Annotated in this window: 14 protein-coding genes; 7 read left to right on the top strand and 7 right to left on the bottom strand. The window is 35.5% G+C overall.

What is annotated here, in order from left to right; all coding sequences use genetic code 11:
- Nucleotides 1-79: 79 nt before the first annotated feature.
- From DHD80_RS14750 to DHD80_RS14720, 7 genes are all read right to left on the bottom strand, one after another.
- A complete protein-coding gene (locus DHD80_RS14750) occupies nt 80-3,457 on the bottom strand; it encodes a VCBS repeat-containing protein (protein ID WP_251742226.1) in 3,378 nt (1,125 codons plus the stop codon).
- A gap of 197 nt (nt 3,458-3,654) precedes the next feature.
- Complete coding sequence (locus tag DHD80_RS14745) at nt 3,655-5,301, bottom strand: RagB/SusD family nutrient uptake outer membrane protein (RefSeq protein WP_251742225.1); 1,647 nt, start codon at nt 5,299-5,301, stop codon at nt 3,655-3,657.
- Nucleotides 5,302-5,311: 10 nt separating this feature from the next.
- Nucleotides 5,312-8,362 carry a TonB-dependent receptor gene (locus tag DHD80_RS14740; RefSeq protein ID WP_251742224.1) on the bottom strand — a complete coding sequence of 1,017 codons (3,051 nt, stop codon included), beginning with the start codon at nt 8,360-8,362 and terminating at the stop codon, nt 5,312-5,314.
- A gap of 639 nt (nt 8,363-9,001) precedes the next feature.
- On the bottom strand, nt 9,002-10,051 hold the full coding sequence (locus DHD80_RS14735; RefSeq protein ID WP_251742223.1) for a glycoside hydrolase family 43 protein: 1,050 nt from the start codon (nt 10,049-10,051) through the stop codon (nt 9,002-9,004).
- Nucleotides 10,052-10,061: 10 nt separating this feature from the next.
- Nucleotides 10,062-12,215: a family 43 glycosylhydrolase gene (locus tag DHD80_RS14730; protein WP_251742222.1), complete on the bottom strand. Its 2,154-nt coding sequence runs from the start codon at nt 12,213-12,215 to the stop codon at nt 10,062-10,064.
- A 611-nt stretch (nt 12,216-12,826) separates the two neighbouring features.
- On the bottom strand, nt 12,827-13,924 hold the full coding sequence (locus tag DHD80_RS14725) for a hypothetical protein (protein WP_251742221.1): 1,098 nt from the start codon (nt 13,922-13,924) through the stop codon (nt 12,827-12,829).
- A gap of 1 nt (nt 13,925) precedes the next feature.
- On the bottom strand, nt 13,926-14,723 hold the full coding sequence (locus tag DHD80_RS14720) for a sigma-70 family RNA polymerase sigma factor (protein ID WP_251742220.1): 798 nt from the start codon (nt 14,721-14,723) through the stop codon (nt 13,926-13,928).
- Between the two features lie 135 nt (nt 14,724-14,858).
- On the opposite strand from DHD80_RS14720, the gene DHD80_RS14715 reads away from it, so the two are divergent.
- The 7 genes from DHD80_RS14715 (at nt 14,859) to DHD80_RS14685 (ending at nt 23,187) form a co-directional block, all read left to right on the top strand.
- The gene (locus tag DHD80_RS14715) at nt 14,859-15,122 is read left to right on the top strand and encodes a hypothetical protein (RefSeq protein ID WP_251742219.1); all 264 of its coding nucleotides are present in this window, start codon (nt 14,859-14,861) and stop codon (nt 15,120-15,122) included.
- Between the two features lie 225 nt (nt 15,123-15,347).
- On the top strand, nt 15,348-17,126 hold the full coding sequence (locus DHD80_RS14710; RefSeq protein WP_251742218.1) for a DUF4209 domain-containing protein: 1,779 nt from the start codon (nt 15,348-15,350) through the stop codon (nt 17,124-17,126).
- Nucleotides 17,127-17,264: 138 nt separating this feature from the next.
- Nucleotides 17,265-18,188 (top strand): hypothetical protein, encoded by a 924-nt coding sequence (locus tag DHD80_RS14705; RefSeq protein WP_251742217.1) that lies wholly within the window; start codon nt 17,265-17,267, stop codon nt 18,186-18,188.
- 215 nt (nt 18,189-18,403) lie between these two features.
- Complete coding sequence (locus DHD80_RS14700; RefSeq protein WP_251742216.1) at nt 18,404-19,354, top strand: Fic family protein; 951 nt, start codon at nt 18,404-18,406, stop codon at nt 19,352-19,354.
- 478 nt (nt 19,355-19,832) lie between these two features.
- Nucleotides 19,833-20,549, top strand: a complete 717-nt coding sequence (locus tag DHD80_RS14695) for an FRG domain-containing protein (protein ID WP_251742215.1) — start codon at nt 19,833-19,835, stop codon at nt 20,547-20,549.
- Between the two features lie 433 nt (nt 20,550-20,982).
- Nucleotides 20,983-21,642, top strand: a complete 660-nt coding sequence (locus DHD80_RS14690) for a hypothetical protein (RefSeq protein WP_251742214.1) — start codon at nt 20,983-20,985, stop codon at nt 21,640-21,642.
- A gap of 171 nt (nt 21,643-21,813) precedes the next feature.
- Entirely contained in the window at nt 21,814-23,187 is a 1,374-nt protein-coding gene (locus DHD80_RS14685) for a toll/interleukin-1 receptor domain-containing protein (protein ID WP_251742213.1), read from the top strand.
- The last annotated feature ends 253 nt before the right edge of the window (nt 23,188-23,440 follow it).

Raw genomic sequence — 23,440 nt, 5'->3', positions numbered from 1 at the left:
ATTAAGTCCAGCTCCATCAACATGGGATATATTTACTCACTAGGATATAAGCCCTTCATTGAGCGGAGAATCAATAAGATTACTTGATACATCTTAATATTTGTATACTATCACTGTTTTTTGATACAATTATATAAGTATCATTTTTATGGTTTAATATTTCAGCATCCCTCACGTCTCCATCAACCCATACCCCTAATTCATCATTTTTGATCGTCTTAAATTCACCTGCCCCATTTCCTCTCAATAATAGGCCTTTTCCGGCATCACTGGGACCGTATTCTACTTTAAAAGGATAATAGTTTCCTGCTAAGAAGACATCCTTTATGCCATCCCCAGTGAAATCTTTAACAATGATTCCCTGAATAGCAGAAAACTGCACTTCTAACGGTAATATATGCATTCTGAAATGCCCACCCATATTCTCCAAATAAAGGCTCTTAAGTTGAAAAACATTTAAATGTTTTGCCTTATTCAACTTTTCTTCAGTAAAAATATCTTTTAATGTTGCGGTAGCATATTGCTCGTACTTTAGAAATTTCTTTTTTATCAAGGGAAAAGCATCCTGTAACTCATCTAAGTTTGCGATAGGATAACGATCTCCCTGAATATAGTTGCTAATCACAGAACTGTTCACTCCTTCTCCAGTAAAATCACCAATATAGGCTTCAAGCGGTTCTTCTTCAGAAACCTTGAAAGGGAGGTTAGATCCCATATTACCAACTATGAAATCGATATCTCCATCACCATCCATATCTGCTCTTTCCATGCTCTGCCAGAGCCCGTTGCTTTTTTCGAGTCCGTATTCTTTTGTTTTCTCTGCTAGGATACCCTTTTCGTTAATAAAGATCCTTATGGGCATCCATTCTCCTATGAGTATAAGATCTAACCATTCATCTCCATTGATATCTTCCCAGAGGGCATCGGTTACCAAACCGGGTTGTCTCAATTCTGAATTGACCTCTTTAGTAGCGATCGTAAAACTGATCCCATTAGCATCACTATCATTCCTAAGTATACCCCCCAGGGAAGAATCTGGATAGCTGCCGGGTTTGCTCCCGCCACCAACAAAAAGATCATCATCTCCATCACGATCAAAATCTCCCGCAGTTACAACACTACCATTAGAATAAGCCGGTGGCAAAACATGATCACCAACCAGACTGAAATTCCCCTGTCCATCATTTATATATAGCCTGTCCATCAAACCTGATGGATCATCATCAACCTGACTACCCCCACTCACAACGTATAAATCCATATCTCCATCACGATCAGCGTCAAAAAATGTGGAGCCAGTAGTTTCCATAGCTTTAGTTGAGGCCCAAAACTTTTCATTAGCATTGGTAAAGTGGCCTGAAATATCAGAAATGAATAATACGTCCGGCTGACCAATGGAACCTCCTATAAACAAATCGTCGTTACCATCTCCATTTACATCCCCAACAGATATTTTCGGTCCAGACATAGAGCTCTGTTTCAGTGCCAGGCGATTCACTTTAAAATCTATATATTTATTTTCTATATGCTTAAAATTAATTCCCGAATTCTTTATTTCTTGGAAAATTTTATTCGGTAAAATCCTGGTTTCAGTTTCCTTAGAAACAGATTTAGACTGATCAAACTGAAGAAACTTATTCGGTTTTACATTGTTTACAGTAGTTATACGACCATCTGGCCATTGAATTTTTATTTCTGCATTTTTAGATTTTCCCAGTCCAAAGAAAAGGACAGGATCCACAGAAGACTGATAGCCCCGAACATTATAATTTTCAAGGAATTGTATAGACGAATCGGTTTTCACCCAAACTTTAGAACCCAAAGCATACGTATTTTTACCGTCGCCTTTTAGTTTTATTTTAAGGTAATTATTTTTCTTTTTATCAACATGATTTCTGTAAATAGCAACCGGGTCGTTAGTATTGGAAACAATCAAATCTAAATCTCCGTCATTGTCCAGATCGGCATAGGCGGCCCCTGTTGAAACTGAGGGCGTGGATACTCCCCATTTCTCTGCCACGTTTTTAAAAATCATCCCATTTTGATTCTCAAACATATAGTTTGAAATCTTGGTAGAAGGCATTTTTTTAATCAGTTCAAAAATAACATCTGAATATTTTTCTTTTCCCTTGTCGCCGAATAAATCTCCACCTTGCTTTCTCACTTTTGCTACTGCCGTATTGACTTCAAATTTCATAAAGTCTCTGTTGGTATAATCTCTTAAATATCCATTGGTTATGAAAATATCCTTGATACCATCATTATTAAAATCGGCAATAAGCGGTGCCCAGCTCCAATCGGTATTCGAAATTCCAGACAACTGCCCTATCTCACTAAATTGCGGTATACCTAATGTATCTATCCCCCGGTTAAGCTGTAACATGTTTCGCATTTGCTGCTTATGATATCCACTATCTATAGCCAGGTGATATTTATCATATTCATCAGCACCTTTTAAAATTTTTTGCCTGTAATTATCTTCGGGAAGCATATCTAAAGTTACCAGGTCTACATGTCCGTCATTATTCAAATCGGCGGCATTGTTTCCCATGGAAAATTGAGATATATGTCCAAAGGAATTCTTAGAAACATCCGTAAATGTTCCATCTTTATTATTCAGGTAAAAGAAATCCTGCTCCACATAATCATTGGAAATATAAATATCTGGCCAATTATCCTCATTAATATCACTTATGGAAACTCCCAATCCAAAATTCAATCCGCTACCATGAATACCTGCTTTTTCACTAACATTTTGAAAAGTTCCATTATTATTGCGGTACAGAGCATTCCCGAAATAAGGATGCCTGGTATTTCGAAGTTTGGTGCTATTGTAAAATGGGGAGTAGTATTCTTTTGAATGATTCAATAAAAACATATCAAGATCTCCATCCAAATCATAATCAAAAAAGACTGCCTGTGTACTAAAGCTCCCTTCTGCCTCGAGGCCAAAATCTTTTGCCTCGTCTTTAAATTGAGGAATCCCATCTTTATTTGGTCCCTTGTTTATAAATAATTGATTTGATCGATTTTTTTTGCTGCCCAATCCTGAATAACATACGTAAATATCCAGTAAACCATCTGCATTTACATCTGCAATAGCAACACCTGTCTTCCAGCCTTCCTTACCTGAAGTGCCGGATAAAGCTGTTATATTTTGAAACTTAAAATTTCCTTTATTAAGATAAAGATTATTTTCTCCTGTATTTGAAGTAAAATAAAGATCAGGAAGCTGGTCATCATTAAAATCTCCTACCCCTACCCCTGCACCATTATACATATATTCATATTGCATCACATTCAACTCCTCTGTTTCAATAATCTCATTAGTGAAATCAATTCCTGTTTCAGAAGATCCTAAAGATTCAAACATGGTATTCTCTTTGTCTTCATTTCCACAGCCCACAACAAATAAGCAGATAAGGAGAATTCGAAGATTGCTTTTAATCGGCACCATATTTTATAAGTTTCGATTTAAATTAATTCTTTTTATCAAATTTGATATGACAAATTAAACATTCATAGGTAAGTTAATTTTTTCGGCTTTGTCTTACCGGTAGTATTCAAAAAAATAAAAAGGATTGCTATTTTTTCAGTCAGACTAATTCAGACATCAATAGCAACCCTTTTAAAATAATTCAAGAATTTAAAATCTTACCATCCGAGAATTTGTTCTGCTTCAGGATTTTTATCGATTTCATCCTGGGGAATGGGAAGAACATATAATTTATAAGGAAAATTTCGTTGTTCAAATTCGTCCTTCTCGTAGGTAAATGAACCATCTTCATTTCTTGTTATTTTCATCCCTAATAATGGACCGTTCAATAAATCCTCCGCAATCCTCCATCTTCTAATATCAAAAAATCTGTGTTCCTCAAAAGCAAGTTCAATCCTTCTTTCATTTCTAATTTCTTCTCTCATTGAATCCTTGGTAAGTCCCTGAGGTAGATCTGGCATTCCTGCTCTACTTCTAATGGAATTGATCGCATCGTAAACCGTTCCATCCGGCCCCGTGGCTTCATTCTGAGCTTCTGCATAATTCAGTAAAACTTCAGCATATCTCATAAAAATCCAATCCTGGTCACTTGATTGAGAGTAAATAACCAGATCTTCATTATGAAATTTTCTAAGGAAATAACCTGTATGAATAAAATTTATATCTCTACCTCCCACAAATAATTCCACTTCCCTGCCTCTGAATGTAGCCCCGTTATGTACAACGGTAGCTTCGAAACGCGGATCCAAGTTATCCCAAGGATTTTCCGGGTCATACAAGGGAGATTCATCCTGTGGTTGGCCATCCACCATATCATAGGAATCTACAAAGTTCTGGGTTGGTAGATTGCCTCCCCAACCGCCATCGCTTGTCCCACGGAAGGATTCAGGAGAATTATATACATCCCAGCCGGCATTTTGAGTACCACCGGCATTTGACTGATGATGCTTATCTGGGTAAAGAAATTTCTTTGCGAAAATAACCTCCTGGTTATTTTTAGTTAAGAATAATGTTTTATAGTCAGGAAAAAGAGAATAATTTGTACCAATTACTTCATTACTGGCATTAGCAGATTCCTGCCATTTTTCGGCGTAAAGAAGAACTCTTCCTTTAAAGGCCATTGCAGCACCTGAAGTCGCACGACCAGCTTCAATCTCTCCTTTAGCCGGAAGAATTTCCGCAGCTTTGTCCAGATCACTTACAATTAAATCAACTACTTCGTTATAAGTAGATCTGGGAATTTGAAGGTCATCTTCAAGTCCTAAGGCTGTAGTTATTATTGGTACACCCGTAGGCTCTGCGCCCTCAGATCTGAAACCAAATAATCTTAACAGTTCATGATACATCATTCCTCTAAGAAAATAAACCTCCCCTTTTAATCTTTCAGCTAATTCGGGATCTTCTTCCAGACGATCTAAATTTTCAAGAGCAACATTAGCTTTTCTTATTAAACTATAGTAGTTGCCCCACATATTCCCCCATGGCACATAACTTGGCAGGAATTCTGCATTCTGTAAAAGTGTTGAATGGGTCCAGCCCATAGCTACATCTCCATCATCTGATGCTCCATCCAAAAGATAAAGTCCTTTTGCCCAGCCATCATACCAACGATCAAATCCAGAGGGCATTTCTCCATAAATACCATTTACGAATTGCACTGCTCCCTGTGGATCGGTCCAAACAGTTTCTTCGGTAAGGGATTCTTTAGGAACCTGATCAAGAAAATCTTCTTGACAACTCATAATTGTGAAAATGCAAAGCAATGCCCCAATTAGATAACTTAGCTTCATTGTATTTCTATTCATCACAAAGTTTTTAAAAATTTAAGTTTACTCCTACATTCCAAATTCTCATTTGAGGATAAGACCATCCTCTGGAGTCCCCATTTTCAGGGTCAAAATTTACAATGTCCGTCCATGTATAAAGGTTATTACCATTAACGTAAATCCTAGCTCCCTGAATGAAATTATTCTTAAAAGAATCAACTGGAATATTGTATGCTAATTCCAGATTTTTTAATCTCACGTAAGTAGCGTCTCTTAACCAGTATGATGAACCTGCGTGGTTGTTATCGGCGTTAATTAGAACTCGAGGTTCACTGGCATCGGTGTTTGTAGGTGTCCACCTATCTAGGTTCTGCACATACGCCCCACTGGTACCAAGAAAGAAAGGCCATGCGGCTTCACCAGAATAATACTGATTAACATTCGTAGCTCCCTGAAAAAGGTAGTTTAATTCAAAGTTTTTATAATCAAAACTTCCGTTCAATCCGAAGATTATCTCAGGAGTATTAGATGTCCCGATAAATGTTCTATCCAGGTCGTCGATCACCCCATCACCATTAATGTCTTCATATCGAATATCCCCAGGAGCAGTATTTCCAATCTGCTCAGCGGCATTGTCAACTTCTTCCTGAGTCTGGAAAAGGCCTAATGCATTATATCCAAACTGAGAATAAAGCGGTCTACCCGTTCTTCTAATATTTGGGTTTTCCGTTTCCGGCTCATCTATATATACGATCTCATTCCTGGCATAAGTAAAGTTGGCACTTATGGAATATCGAAAATCATCCCCGATAGAATTTTGGTGACCCAGAACTACTTCAAATCCTTTGTTATCAACCTTCGATAGATTTTCAACAGGAAGCCCTACTCCAAGAAGACTTGGAATCGATAAGTTTCTGTATCCTAAGATATCACTTCGCTTATCATAAAAGTAATCAACAGTTACTGATAATTTCTTATCCCACAAAGTAGCATCAACCCCTATATTGAGTTTTTTTACCGTCTCCCAGGTCACATCAGGATTTGCCAGGTTTCCTTCATTGATTGATGGCTGAACCTGCCCATCACCAAAAACGGCATTTCCAGATTGATTAAAAGATTGAAGATAAAGCAAACGGGCTCCCCCTATACGGTCATTCCCAAGGACACCATAAGATCCCCTGAATTTTAAGAAATCTATAACTTCTGAATTCACTAAGAAAGGCTCACGTGATACTAAGTAACCAAAGGATACGGAAGGAAAAAATCCCCAACGCTTGTCTGGAGCAAATTGTTCAGAAGCATCTGCACGAAAACTACCCTCCAGAATATATCGATTCTTGAAAGTCCAGTTTAAACGACCTACTACACCTTGTCTGGCACTCCTACCTGAGTATCCTCCGTTAGTTCTGTTATCTACCCCTCCAAAATTAAGTTCATCTACTGCGATAGTAAATTGATCACGGTATGCCGATATAAAATTCCATTTTTCCTCTGTTTGAGTGTAAAGTAATAAAGCTGAAACATCAGAATCTCCAAATTCCTGATCATAATTTAAATGTGTTTCTAAGGTTATAGACTGGAAATCATTATGATCCTGATATAATTCAGTCTTACCTATTGGTGCTTCTGTAAAACTCCCATCACTATTCCTGGAGAAATTAGGAGTTTGAGGATATAAGAAATTTTTCTGATCTGTAAAAGTTTTATCATAGGAAGCAACCCCTTTTATGGAGAGACCTTCTACAGGTAACTGTTGCACTAACTGTAACCTACTTTTAAAAGCCATAATCGCTCTGTTACGGTAACCATTTTCCGGAAGTGACAGATAAGATGGGCCTCCGGAATATGTGCCATTAGACCATTTGATAGGTATTTCATTGGGAGGAGTACTGGTCAACCAACGGAATAATTCCGGTGATGCCACGTTATTGGTCCTGTCATCACGACCCGAAATATCAAAAGATAGCCTGGTGGTTTCAGTTACATCAGCATCTACGTTCGACCGAAAATTATATCTTTTGAAATTATTTGAAGGAACAATACCATCCTGGTCCAGAAAGCTCAAAGATGCTGCATATTGAACCCTTTCTGATCCTCCGTTTGCAGAAAGTCCGTATTTTCTTAATAAGGCTGTGTTTTGTAATACCGAAAGCCAATCGACATTTGGATGCGTATCTGGATTAGTACCATTCAGATATTTATCCAGATCTTCCTGGGTATAAATTGGGTCATCCCCCTGATTTATTAATGCCTCGTTATATAATTGAGCATACCTATAGGAATCTAGGATCTCAGGGGAGTTTGTACGTTCCTGAATACCCAGACTCGTTGATAAATTAATCTGCATTTTACCTTCACTTCCACGTTTAGTGGTCACCAGAATTACTCCGTTACCACCTCTAACACCAAATACAGCAGCACTAGCCGCATCTTTCAAAACGGATAAGGACGCAATTTCGTTGGCATTTAATTGTTCGAAATCCCGATACCCCCGAACAATTCCGTCAATTACAAAAATTGGACTTGCATCCCCAGTAGTACCTATACCACGAATATAAATATTGGAATAATCGTCACCCGGGGAACCTGAACGTTGCGTAGCAATTATCCCGGCGGTTTGGCCCACCAAAGAACTGGTAAGGTTAGGTGCAGGATTTTGCTCTAATTCTTCTGAAGCAATTTCCGAAACAGCTCCTGAAATATTGCTACGCTCCTGTTCACCGTAACCAATCACCACAACCTCGTCAAGCTGACCTAGATCTTCTTCGAGCTCTACATTTATAACATTCTGTCCGTTTACAGGTATTTCCATGGTTTTAAATCCCACGAAAGAAAATACCAATATGGCATCTGGCCTGTCCACAGTTAATTCGTAATTACCATCAAAATCGGTAACTGTTCCCTGCTGACTACCTTTTATCATAACCGTAACCCCACCTAGAGGCATGTTTGTAGAAACAACGGTTCCTGTCACCTCCTGCTGGAACAATTCCAAAGGGGCATTATCATTAGCCAGAAGAGGCTGCCAAAGTAAAGGAAACACAAAAATGAAAAGCCATTTTGCCTTCTTTTTTAAGTCAATTCGAAAAATTCCTCTCATAAAATTAGTTTTAAGCTAGTTGGTAATTAATAAACCAGTTAAGGATTAAGGATGATTTATTTTAATAAGTGTGTTTTTTACAATTAAAATCAAATATATAAAAATTTCTTAATTACAGAACTTATTTTTTAGAGATTGTAAGATTTTTTAAGAAAAAAATTATGGCTCCCAGAGAAATAAAAGAGATTATTTGCTATTAAGAAGTATTGAAAAAGCTATTGCCTCGATTTTAATAAGTAAACCTACTTCGGTTATTATGGGCAATAACTGTAATAGAATTAATATAGAAGATTAAAAATTTCTAGCTCTTGAACTCTGAAGGATTTTTACCTAGTTTTTTTTAAGATCTTCCTGAAATATTTTACCTCATCAAAACCTACTTCGGGGGGAAGTCTCTATCGTTTAAAAATTCAAATACCGTTTTATTGATGAGTTGATGGAGGATGCACCATCCTATACTTATCGTAACAGCGACGTAATATTCCATTCCCCGATCCTCTTCAATTTTAAAAGATCAGGATTGCCAATTTCGGTAGAATTTCAGCTATTGGCCAGTGAAAAGAATTGTGAGGCTCGACCTACTGGAAATATGTGTTCAGAGGCTTACTATCTCGTATTCAATTATATTGATTTGAATACTTATTTCTTTGCCTTTTCCGGTTCTTTCCAACTCATTTCATTGTCGCTCAGATCCTGTCCAAAAAAGGGCATTCCGTCTTTAGTCCATTTTAAAACCCTTGCCCTGGTATTTCGGTTAGGATCGTATAAAGGTTCCCCGTCAATTTCTTTATAATTCCTGGCATGATAGATCATAATATCGGTTTCTCCATCCTTGGAAACGGTAAAGCTATTATGACCTGGTCCAAAGCGTTTAAGATCCGGATTGCTAAAAAATACAGGTTCTGGTAATTTATGCCAGGAAGCCGAATCAAGAAGATCAGCATTCTCATCAGCCCAAAGCAACCCTATCGCGTAATTGGAATCGGTAGCACTGGCAGAAAATGTTATAAACACTTTACCGTTTCTAATAAGTGCGGACGGTCCTTCGTTCACCCGGTGTCCCTGTATCTCCCAATCATATTCAGGTTGAGAGATTACCACCTGCTTATCAGCCAGGGTCGTAGGACTGGTCATTTCTGCAATATATAGGCCGGTGTTCTCAATGGTATCAGATGCCCTATCTGTCCATATAAGATAGCGTTGATCATATAATTTAAATGTGGTTGCATCCAGAGCAAAATCGTCCCGGTTACTTACAATCTGGCCTTCCTCTATCCATTGCCCCTTAGTAGGATCTTTAGACTCATTCGATAAGGCATACATTCTGATTTTCCATTTTTCTTCAGCCGAACCTGCAGCAAAATATATATACCATTTTCCATTTATTCGATGTAATTCCGGCGCCCAGATATGGTTACCCATTGGGCCTTTATCATGTTTTCTCCAGATCACTACAGGTTCAGCTTCCTTAATCCCATTGATCGTCACAGATTTTCTAATTTCAATACGATCATATTCCGGAACAGTTGCAATAAAGTAATATATACCATCTTCAGCTTTGGTCACAAAAGGATCGGCTCTTTGCAGAGCCAAAGGGTTATCAAAATGAAATTCTTCTTTTTCCTGCGCACAACCACTGATACTAAAAAAGAACGCTAGTGTGACAAACCTTAGAAATCTTAATTTCATATTTTAAACTTTATTCCAGTTTAATTCCTTCCAAAGTCGGTTTAACCTCCACAATATTACCATCTTCCTTAAATTCCAGATTATCAATACTCACTTCCCTATGAAAACCAGCTGCTCTTCCCATCTCAAGGCCCTTAGGACGGGTAAACCGGTGATAAATAATATACCATTCATCTGTACCGGGTATATTTAAAACTGAGTTGTGACCGGTTCCATAAATTTGCTTTTCATCATCCCTCTTGATCACCAGATTATCTTCGGGAATATTTAAAAGTCCTAAAGGTGAATCTGAGGTCGCATATCTCACTCGATAATTGGGGCTACGAGTATCATCTTCAGACCAAAGAAAATAATACTTTCCATCCCTATAGAAAACCTCAGCTCCTTCGCGAAAAGTTTCGTCTGGAGTCATTACTTTAATGCTTTCACGCTTTATACTGGTCATGTCCGGATTCAATTCGGCAACGGCCAGATAACTATTCCCCCAATAGAGATAACTTTTGCCACTTTTCGGGTCGGTGAATACATCAGGATCTATTTCCTGTCCTCCTTCAACCCCGGCAGGTTTGAAATCGATTAGCGGCTTCCCGCTATCTTTAAATGGTCCGGTGGGATTATCTGAGACAGCAACCCCTATCTTTTGTGCCGCGGTAAAATAGTAGAAATACTTATAGCTTCCGTCTATTTTCTTTTCGGCAATGGTCGGTGCCCAGGCATTCCGATCGGCCCAGGAAACATCTTTTTTCAGATCCAGAATGGTATCTTCCTTTTTCCAGTTTACCAGGTCTTCCGAAGAAAATGTTCTGAAATAGGTGCCGGACCAGTCGTTGAATCCGTCACTGGTTGGATACAGATAGTATTTTTTGGTTTTATTGGAATATAAAATTTCCGGATCGGCATAGTAACCCTCAACAACAGGATTATTATTTACGGAAACAGAAACTTTATAAGATTTACTTTTATCTCCCGATTGAAGCGTATAGGTCACGGCACCGTTTTCAAAGTTCTGAGGTCCTGCCGGCTTCATAGATTCAGCCTGTATCATCTGAAAATCGGGCTCGAAATTAGATAAGTCTGTTCCCGCTTTTACCGGAATAAATATGGAACCTTTTTCCTCATCAATGACAACATTATTTGATTTAATATTTTCACCAGTCACTGTTGATATCCCAGGGATATTATTTGAAGGAAATGCATTTAACAATCTTTCGGTTTCCTCCTTTGTAATTGGAAGAACGCTACCATGTCTTGGATGAAAATTCATGGATATCTGCTCATCAACAATCTTGAAATTTTTCAGGTCCGTACTTTCGGCAAACTGATATTCCCCATCCATATATACATCGTACATCAGAATGTATTTATCAGAATTTAAAAGTTTAAAAACACCTGAACCTTCCACAGCCTTATCGGTTTGATCAACATTCCCGGAAAGTGGTTCATAAATACCAGTTAAGCTATCAGATATTGCGACCTTGATACCTTTATCACTATCCCCTTCAGTCTTATAGAACAAATGAAATTTGCCATCTTTTTTGATGATATCTCCATCAATTGTAGCCTTTTCCTTGGGATTGAAAAACAATTGTTGTGGAGCTTCTTCAAGCCCTGTGAAATCTTCATTTGCATAAGCGTAATATATCTTATCATAACTGCCTGGCTGTAGCATGGAAAAATAAACCAGGTATTTGCCTTTTTCTTCATCATAAAAGCTTTGGGGAGCCCATACCCTGTTTACATCAGAAAATTGATCTGAATAGGTTTCAGGAATATCAATTAATGAAGATTCCCAGTTTATTAAATCATCAGACTTCAACATAAGCATTGCAGTATTGGTCCAACCTTCGGCAGATTTTAGATCGGTAAGTACCATGTAAAACTTTCCATCTTCACCCCTTAGAATATGAGGGTCACGTACTCCACCCGCTTTACTGATATCGCTGGTTTCAAGGATAGGTCTATTCTTATTCAGAGCATAATAATTGTAGCCATCAGAACTTAATGCATAGTGAACGGCTTCTTCACCTTCCCCATTTCCAGTAAAATAAGAGAATAAATAATTTGAATATTCCTTTTCAGTATTTGAAGAAGAGCAGGAAAATAATAAGCTTATTAAAGCAATAATTCCTAATCGTCTACATGAGTAAAGTATACTATTTTGCATCTCAATTAATTATAATTCTGGCTAAATTTAATATTATTTTTTTTAATTGTTGTTTTTACACTTAATAAAATGGAGATCTTAATAATTTTACCATTCCAGTACTGAGTTATAAAGTAAAAATCTAATTAAATTTTGGCCCATATTTTAAAATCCTAAATAAGATAAGCCTTCAATGGAACAAAATTCCTTGTAGGATGATCTTTTCCCGCTTCAAATTCCTTTATTACTTCCCTGGATTAATTAAACTTTTTCCCCGGCCATCACTGTACTTCCTTTTTTGGAATGCAAAATACCAGGATTTAGAAATTAATCCAGACTGCATAACCTTAATGCTCTGGTAGCCAGCCTGAATATTTTTATAAATAAGAGCTCACGTCCGCTGTATATGCTATGTACATTTTATGAGTGTCAGTGACCTCACCTTGCGGGTGTACAGGCACCCTCAAAATTAAATCCACCCTGTTATAAGTTGTGAGCCAGGAATACTTTATATTGGTTCAGTCCGGGAAATTTTAATTATAAGCTTACCCACGCGTTGTATATGCTAGGCGCATTTAGTGAGTGTCACCGTAGACCTCACCTTACGGGTTAACAAGCACCCTCATAATTGGCTAATCAATCACTAGTTCAATACCTGCTTTCTCAGCCTTATATTTTATTTTGGTCATCAGCTCATAATAACTCCAATTCCTCAGCACAAAGGCTTCCTCTTTGGCTATTTCTATTTTCTCCTGTTGATCCAATAAAATAAGCGTTCCCGCCTGGTTTTTTATACAGAAGTTGATAAGCTCCCTACTATAGACATGCAGGCGATGGTCTACATAATTATGCTCGGTATCCCGAAACCTGGTCATAGCTTTTGTTTTTCTTTTACGTCCTTTTCCCGATTTGCAATATTTAACCCCCACCCTCGCTCTTTTCAGGGCGGCCTGTATGGCCAGCCTTCGGTATAGAAATTCTTCCCTGGTGCCAATGCTGAGTTTCGCCTTCCCGGTTTTTACCACAATGGGATGTTCCAGAGACAACGTAGCTTCCGCGATCACTTCCGGTTTTAGGATATGCTTTTCCTTCTCGAATTCGAACACGGCTAACAAAAAGATCTTGCCCTCTTTTAATTTGATATGGGAGGTACGCATTTTAATCTCTCCGTTTACAAGCTGATGCATCAATTCCCACTTATCGTTAAAATCTTTCCCCAAATAGGTTTTTACGGGGATGGAGAAAAACCGAAAGCAAAAGGCTTTCTTGTCTGCATCGTATTGTAATCCACAAATCCCTTCCATATCAAAGGGAAAAGCCATATCCCTTCTGAAGTTCTTTAAGGAGCGTTCGCCACTCCAGTATTCCGGTTTGTTTTTATTGAAAGAGGAGATCAGGGTTTGGTTTAGATTAGAAAGTATATTGGTGGGAATTTCCCCTTTAAAACGATTGGATATAACCCGGTAGGTGGTATTCGTTCGGGAACGATTTAAAATGCCATTTTCATCTTTCTTTTCATCAACCAGTTTATACTTAACACCTTCGCATAAATAAAAGAATTCCTCAATCATCTCCTGCACATAGAGGTGGGAAACAATAAGGTTCGCTGCCCGGTAGCAGCGGTTCCGCCACAGGTACAGCCTGGTTTTTGCCTCTGTACGTTCTTCTTTGGTTGGCAGGTCTATCAACAGCTGGATCTTGCGGGTGAGTTTCATGGTAGATTTTTCCATATTACGCCGATTCTAATTGCTCCTGCTGTTTCTCCTGCATGAGCTTATAGGCGGCCATAAAGGCTGCGTGCACTTCCTTTTGGGAAAGGTTGAGCTCCTTAGCGATGGAAGCAAAGGAATATTGCTTTTCCGTACGCAGCTGCAACACCTTTTCCTGTTCGTCAGTCATTTCACCCTGTATCTTTACGGCTATTACTGGCTTTGGCTTGGCTGCAAGTGTACTTCCCTGGTGGATGATGTTTTTAATATCTGCAATAGCCCTTTTTACTTCGTTGCCGGTTTGGGTGATACTGGTGTCCATTACCCGGGCAATCGCTTTATACTGAAAACCATATTTTAAACAGAGTTCAATCAGGCGTTTTCTTTTATCACTTAATAATGGCAAAACCCGTTTGATCTTATCGAAAGCCTCCTGGTTTCGTTGCTGGTCATTTAAAGTCTCGGCATCCCTTAGGGGGTCATAGCCTGCCAAATAATCCTGGTAGTTTTCATAACTTTCCAAAGCATTTATTCTCCGAAAGAACTTATGTTTAGGACAGGTATAATAGGTATAACATTCCCTTTTCATCACCATCCTAAGAAAGAAGAACATATGTTTTTCAGATTCTATATGATCCCGGTTCGCCCATAGCTTTAAAAAGGTATCCTGTACTAAAGTTTCTACCACGAAATCATCGCTAATGATTCCCTTGCCCAGCCAATAGACCATTCGGCTGTACCGGGCATGTATATATCGCAAAGCGCCTGGATGTCCTTGTTTTAATAATTCGAAATTATCGTTTTCCCAAGAATATTTCATTCAATTACTTTTAGTAAACTATGATTTACTAAAAGTAAATCATTATAATGAAAATACAAATTATAATTTATAATAAGTATATTAATCAGTACCATAAATGAATTAGTTGTCATTTTAGGGTTAATAAAATACCCCATGACACCAGACAACCACCATAAAGACCCCACCCTACTGTCCATAGGATCAATGTTTGAGACGGGAAGAATTAAAAAGATGTATACGCTTGCTGAATTATATCCAACTAAAATAGCGAGATCATTAGGGATAAATTACGGTAGATATATGGCTAAACTAAGTCATCCAGATAAATTTACAATAGGAGAGATTGTAAGGCTTGCGAATTTATTAAACATAGAGCCTGATATGATTACTAAAGTTATTTATTCTGAAATGAAATAGTGTTTTTACCCTGGAGAGGGAATAATCGTTAATTAAGAAACCCTTAAAATTCTTTAGGTTGAAAAGGTGATGTTTTAAATGCTCTCTACGGTCTTCCGTAATTGCCATTTATTTTATTGATTTAAATTTAGAAAAACTGTGTTTATCCGGGAGAGTAGGGAATTAAATTTATAATTTGTTTGGGATATAACGAGTTAGCTGCAAGTTTGCAGAAAATTTCAAACTATGAAGAATATTCCAGAGAAAGTTGAAGAATTTTATGATTCTATTGAAAACTTAAATTCTCTAAACATATGGAATATACAAAGGGAGCTAAAACCTATTGAAAATTTAGAAGTTGATTGGAAAAGTAAAATTGTAGTTGAGCGTAAAATATTAAACTACAACCTTAATAAAGGAAAGCTTTTAAATAATGTTCAAACAACTGATTTAAAAGGAAAGGTACAGAAAATTGAAATTACTGACGAGGAACAAGATTACTTAAAATACAGAATAGAAGAAACTAAAAATACTTGGCTACTTTCAAGATATTCTCATCTACTCTGGCAAAAAAGTAAGCATAATGATTTTGCAGAAATTGCAATACTGAATTATATAAAAACAATTAATAAAATTAAGGTTGAAGAAGCCAGAGAATTACCAATTCTACTTTCCGCAGTTTTATATATTTCTAAAAAATCCAAACTAGGTATAGAAGAGTGTCAGACATTGTCGCTTAATCTTTTAAAAGAATTACCAAATTGGTTTAAAGCGAGTATACTTGAAACAACTTTAGAAAGCAACATTTTTTCTACAAAGCAATTAAAGGAAATTGCTTTTGAAATACTCGATTGGTTGGAATTAAAAAACCCTACTTTCTATTCTCAAAATAAGATGATTTTGGATATTGGCGTCAGGCTTTATAATAAAATAGGTTTGTCAGCCAAAAAACTTTTCGAATATTTTGCTATAAATGAAGATTTAATACTAGAACAACATCAAGACGATAAGGATTTCTTAAAAATAACTACGCTGGGCAAAAAAGCTAAATACCTAAAAATGGCAGGCAAGAGTTATGAAGCAGAGGAATTATTAAAGGAATACAATCAATTAAAGCAAACAACCAAGCTAAATAAATTCAACTGGGAACTAGGAGAAGAAGGAACTGAATTGCTAAATAAATATCTAGAATTAACTTCAAAACCTATTCTTGATTTACCAACCGAACAAATACTAACTTTTTTTGCAATTAACGAGGATATTTTAGTTGATCCAAAGCAAAATGAAGAACTTTCCAAGAATACAATAAAACAATCTCTTCAATACTTATTTTCCGTAAGTGTATTTGATATAAATAGTAACTTCAAAGATCTCGAAGAGGCGGAAAAATTAAAACGTGAAATAAACCAAAATTATACATTATCACATATAACTAAATGTTTCAGTTTATTTCTCAAGGTTATGGTGGAAGGTATTTGGTCTGGTAAAATCAATTATTATAAAATTTATGATTTTCTCGAAAAACATTCTTGGTATGGTTTAAAGTTTAAAAGAGGAATGACTGAAAATGAAATTGATACTAATTCTTCTTGGTTAACAATGCTTGCGCCTGGAATTCATAATTTAATTGCTCAATTTGAGCTTTCGGTGTTAATGAACACCAACAAAATAAATAACTTTATTCTTGCATTGGATTCGCTTACATTAAAATTTGAAGGAGCTCTAAGGGATTTTATAAGGCTTTCTGGCGGAAACACTTCTACTTCTAAAAGAGGTGAGATAAAAGAGCAGTTATTGGAAGAGCTTTTAGATAATGAGGTAACTAAGAAATATTTTACAGAGAAAGATATTGCTCTATTTAAATACACTTTTACTAATATTAATCAAGGCAAAAATCTCAGAAACAATATTGCTCATTCATTTTTGCAGTTTTCAGATTACCATTATCAATCAGCTTTATTAGTATTTTTTTGTATTCTAAGACTAGGAAAATATACATTTGAGGAGAAACAAACCAGCAGCTAACATCGTATAACAGCAAATAGCGGGTATTTTGCTGAAAAGTGCTATTTTAGAGACCAAGTTAAAAAACAACAAAACCGACAAGTTCGCGTCCTTACTCCACGCCACTTGCGTTATACAAGACCGTTGTAACGCATTATTATGATTAAAGATTTACCTACACCACAAGAATTTGAAAAATTAGGACTCGATTGTATATACAAGTCCTTTGAAATGCTTTATAAAGTTTCAAACGCTTATTCAGAAGCCAGTGAAGATGAAATAATTAAAGATGATGTACCTGAAAAAGATTATTGGAATTATAATGATATAACCGTAAGAACTTCATTAATAGTTCTATTTCAAGGTGTAGAATATTTAATGAAAAAGGAAGTTACCGAAAAAAGTCCTTTATTATTACTTGAAAATAATAAGTCTGATTGGCCAACCTTACCTGATAGAAAAGACAAAAATTTTGATGAATTAATTACAATTTCAGGAGAAAACCTCCTTGGAGTATTTTGTGCTGTAGAATCTGAAAATTTCGACTTAGAATCCTACGTAAAAAAGTTTGAAGATTTAAGAATAAGAAGAAATAAATTAGTGCATAGCACAGGTTTTAATGATTTGAATTATAAATCTATAGTAAAGGATATCATATTTTTTACTTCAGCTTTTTACCATAATACCTATTGGTTAGATTTTTTTAGATCAAGATTTAAGTCTGAACCTATGTTTGGCTATTGGGATTGGGATATAGAAGAAGCTTATTTCTTTACATTATTGAATTTTATAAAAAAATCACTATCCAAAAAAGAATTAAACGACTATTTACCAATTGATTATAGGGGTAGAAAGTTCCTGTGTCCAAATTGCACATATTGGTTGACTAAAAATGATGATGTAGAATCAGTTCCAAAATGGTCATTTTTAAATCCGAATAGTCCAGAAGCTGAAAAGATAGAATGTATGATCTGCAATGGGCAATATGACATAGAAAGAGCAGATTGTGAGAATGAAGAATGTAGAGGAAATGTTATAAGCAAAGAAGAAGGATATTGTTTAACGTGTTTCTCGCAACAATAACGCGTTACAACAACGGTTCATCGCCAATAAGCGGCACCGTTAGAAAGAAAATAATTAACTTGACCAACAAACCAATACTAAACGGACAAATCCGCGTCCCTTACTCCGCCAACTGGCGATAACCGAAACCGTTGTGCCCAATTAAAAATCGTAATTTTTACTTCGAATTATATTTAAATGATCTTACCTTTGATAATATCAAATGATAGTATCAAATGAAACCACCTTACGATATTACTCCTAATATTTTAAATGAAATAACTTCTATTTCAGAAAAAGTCGGAGCTATCAATGCAAACTATTTATACAAACCTTCTCCTAAATTGAGAAAGGAAAACAAAATTAAAACTATTCATTCTTCCCTAAAAATTGAGGGTAACACGTTAACTGAAGAACAGATTACTGCTTTGCTTGAAAATAAGAGAATTATTGGTCCAAAAAAAGATGTAAAAGAAGTTTTAAACGCGATTGAGATTTATGAACATTTAGAAAATTATAAACCATCAAATGAAAAGTCATTCTTAGAATGCCATAAACATTTAATGAATAATCTTATCGAAGACGCCGGAAAATATAGAAAGCAAGGAGTTGGTATAATGAAAGGATCACAAGTAGAACATTTTGCTCCGCCCTATGAAAATGTTCCTTATTTAATGAAAGACTTGTTTAATTACTTAAAAACATCAAAAGAAATAGAATTAATAAAAAGTTGTGTTTTTCATTATGAAATGGAATTTATACATCCGTTTTTAGATGGCAATGGTAGAATGGGTAGATTATGGCAGACTTTAATATTGATGGAGAAATATCCAACTTTTGAATACATACCTTTCGAAACATTAATTAGCAAAGACCAGGAGAAATATTACAAAGCATTATCGGACAGTGATAAAGCTGGAAATTCAACAGCTTTTATTGACTATATGTTGGGAGTAATTAATAAATCCCTGGATGAACTATTAAATTTCAATAACCGTACTTTTAATGAGAAAGATCGACTTGAATATTTTATATCATTAAACAAAAGGGAATTTACTAGAAAAGATTATATGGAAGTTTTCAAAGATATTTCTGGAGCCACAGCAAGTCGTGATTTGAAGAAAGGCGTAGAACTCAAATTATTTAAAAAAATAGGGGAGAAAAATAAAACCAGATACAGCATTTAACTGGGCACAACATCGGTTCTTCGCAAATAACGGGCAATCTGGTGAAAAGTACTATTTTAGACATCAAGTAATAAACAACTAAGCCGACAAATCCACGTCCTTACTTGCGTTAAACGTATTCCAAGATTAGTATTCCAGGCATCTAGAGTTAAAGAATTGGAAATCGAAAACAAGTTTGCTGATATTATTTTGTCTTTTGAAGGTGCTTTAATACTTAAAAGCTATACAGATAAGATGGTAAAAAGATCACTAACTAATATGTTGATTAACATAAATAAGATAAAAGAAATGATAACTATTACGCTTAAAGAAAAATAACGAAGGCACAACATCAGTAAACTGCAAATAGCTGGCATTTGATTAAAAAGTGTAATTTTAGAAACCAGGAAAGAAAATGGTTAAGCCGACAAATCCGCGTCCTTACTCCCGCAACTTGCGATAACCGCGACGAGTTATAGCCAATGGTAAACGAAAATTTATGAAAGTATCAGACTTAAAAAATACTGAGGATTTATTCAAAATTTTAAAGGATTATAGAAAAACAACTCGTTACCAGTTTCGTGGACAAAGTGACTCAAATTGGCTATTAATTCCTAAAGTAGGTAGACCTCCATACAACAAAAGAAATGATAAAGATATTTTTAAGCAATGGAAAAGAAGAGCTTACGCCTATTTAGATAATAAATCTTTATCTGAGATTGAATTATTAACTATTGCACAACACACCGGTTTACCAACAAGACTTTTAGATTGGACATATAATCCTTTAGTTGCGGTATTTTTTGCATGTACAGAAAATCAAGATTTAGATGGCTCATTATATGCTTATAAATCCAGATCATATTTAAGTATTGCTGACTTAAAAAATCCTTTTAATCGTCCAAAAGGGAGTGTTGATATGCTTCAACCTAATTCTTCTCATTCACGATTGGTAAATCAATTTGGGTATTTTACAATACATAACGGACCTAACACAGAATTGAAAAGAGGAATTGCTAATGATGATTTACATAAAATTATCATTCCTAAAAACTTAAAAAGAGACTTATTATTTACAATAAATCAACTTGGGGTAAATCAAATGACGATTTTTCCTGATCTTGACGGATTATCAAAACATCTATGTTGGTTTTATGAGAATTATGAATATTGGACTGAAGTATCTGATAATATTCCGTCTCCACCAGTAGGTTAATAGAGAATTGAGGAACTAACCACTGGCTATAACAGCGGTTCATCTCAAATTCCGGGTATTATAGAAAAAGCGTAATTTTCGAAACCAGGAAAGAAAATGATTAACCTCGCCTATTGCGTGGTAGGATGTGTAAGTCGGCGTCGCTTTCGGAATGAATTTCAGGATCTATTACTACTTAGGAGACTCATGTCCATCCTTGTACCAAAAAAGCTAAAGAACAGGCGTCAAAGGGCTTAGTCCCATTTCCGTCCAATTCTGCCCCTTGTATGCCCTTCTTATATACCTTCCCAATCTTAAACGCCCAAAATTGCAGTTCAACAAAACTGCGCCTAATTGACCTAAACTACACCAGAAGTTGCTATTTTTATAAAAAACGGGGTTGCTGCGCAGACTCCCGTTGGCAGTAATGTTAATTTATAATTCCCGTTAAAAAATGAATCAACCAATTCCCTTGATTGAAGGATTAAAGAAACACAAAGCTCCGATTCATAAAAATGATTTTATAGAGTTACCTGCTGACACACCATTTGGCAATTTGAACTTAAACTGGGTAGAAATGTTGCTGCGTATGGATTATTTGAATGATTTAATAATTAGAATATTTGAAGATTTTGAAGAAATTGATAAGCATAGAAAAATAACTCCAGTAGGAAACTCAAATCAGCTTTACGAACAAAAAATTAATACAGAACAGATTTTTTATTGGATAAGAAAAACCACAGATGAATTAATAAGTTTGATGTGGTTGTTAAACTATAAAAAATTGAATAATAAATATCCTAAAAAATTGAAAATAAGCTCAATTGGAGAATACTTAAACAAATCATCTTTTGAGATAGAAGAAATAGAAAAATTCAAAATTCTACTTCAAAATATAAATGAAATTTCAAATGGATTCAAACATTCATTTGTCAACTCACAAATACATAATTATCAAGGTGCAGAAACACCTATAGTAATTGCTCTAAGTTTAAATTATAATGATTTAAAAAAAACTCCAAAATTTCATACGCTTGAATTACGAGAAGTACTGAAAGAATATAATTCGTTTGTAATTGAAGTAAAAGATTACATTAGAAATAATCTCATTTAACACTACAGCCAAGTCGGTTCATCACAAAGACGGGTATTCTGCTGAAAATGGCTATTTTAGAGACCAATTATGAAAACAACTAAGCTGACAAGTCCGCGTCCTTACTCCCGCAACTTGCGATAACCGAGACTGTTTGCACCAAGCTTTACATAGAAACCTAAGAATTCTTATATGCAATATGATGTTTTTATATGCCATGCAAGCGAAGACAAAGATGATTTTGTTAGACCATTAGCTAACATACTTCAAAAGCAACATATTGAAGTATGGTATGATGAATTTTCATTAAAAATTGGTGACAGTCTAACTCAAAAAATTGATGAAGGTTTAGCAAATTCAAACTTTGGAATTGTAGTTTTAAGCCCAAACTTTTTTAAAAAGCCTTGGGCAAAAAGAGAGTTAAACGGATTAAATCTTCGTGAAATGGTAGAAAATAAGAATCTAATTCTACCAATATGGCATCGTGTTAACGTTGAAGAAGTTGCAAAATTTTCTCCTCCCTTAGCAGATAAATTAGCTGGTAGTTCCCTAAATGGAATTAACTCCTTAGTAATAGATTTGATTAAGAAGATTAAACCTGAACAAAGTCCGCTTGTTGTTGCGAAAGAATACTTAAGTAAACTAAATGTAGAGACACCTATAATATCTGATGAATGGTGGTTAGATATGATCGAATACAAGGAATTTTTGAAATATCCTGATTTAAATTCTACTAAAAGATGGATTTTTCCGCTTCCTCATGCCGATAATGATTTTGGAAAAAACAGGGGTTTGAATATAGCTTCAACAGTTTTACAAATTGATTGGTCTTTTGAAGGGGAAGAATTAAATATTGATCCTATTACCCCACCTGAGAAAGTTCATGAGTTCATCCATAGATGGCCAGGACTTTATGATTGTGCAAGACAAAATCCGGAAATATTAGCATTATATGTTCCACAACTAACAATTCCTGGATTTGATAAAGGATTTGAAGATGTTTTCAATAATTTACTAGAAACAAAAGATAGTCGTTCAGACATAATTTTTTCATATGGAGAATTAGGTACCTTATTAGATAAAAAACCAAGTTGTGGAAACATAATTGCGTTAAGACATCCAGAATTTGGCAATTATTCAAAAAGTACTATTGCAAGAACATATTTTTACGCGCATGATACCAATTATTCAAGATCACACATTGATGCATTTGAAGGTTTAGTGTGGCTTTTAAGTTCTGATTCAAATTGGTTGCCAGAAAAATATCGTGAAATTCTAATTTACGGGACATTAGATAATGATATTTGGATAAAAGACCTTACAAAAAGAAAGCCTTCGAAGTTTTTTTCAAAAGTGTGGAAGACTAAAAGAGAAAACTTTGAATACACAAAGACTATCAAAAAGGAGATACAAAACCATATTATAACAGTACTCGAAGAACTCGAAATTAAAGGTGATTCAAAGAAGATTTTGAACAAAATGTTAGAAATAGATGTTGCAGAAAAGTTTTATGATTACGAGGATTATTTGAATCAATTGCAGAAACGTTTAAACAGTAGCAGCTAACGGTTCATCTCAAATAACGGGTATTATAGAAAAAGTATAATTTTAGAAACCAGGAAAGAAAATGGTTTAAGCCGACAAGAAAGCGTCCCTATTCCACGCTACTTACGTTCAACAAGACCGTTCTATGCAATTCACCATATGAAGAACTCCATTAATTTCTTGTGCTAACGTGGGCAGGAATCTTTATCTATATTAAATTTAATACGAACTCTATGTGTGGCCGTTTTAAAAATTGGTGCTGGAAATAAAGCCC

The sequence above is a fragment of the Gramella sp. AN32 genome (assembly GCF_023718305.1).
In the GTDB taxonomy this organism is placed as follows: domain Bacteria; phylum Bacteroidota; class Bacteroidia; order Flavobacteriales; family Flavobacteriaceae; genus Christiangramia; species Christiangramia antarctica.
Note: the sequence above shows the minus strand (reverse complement) of the source record. Positions and strands in the feature narration are given on the sequence as shown.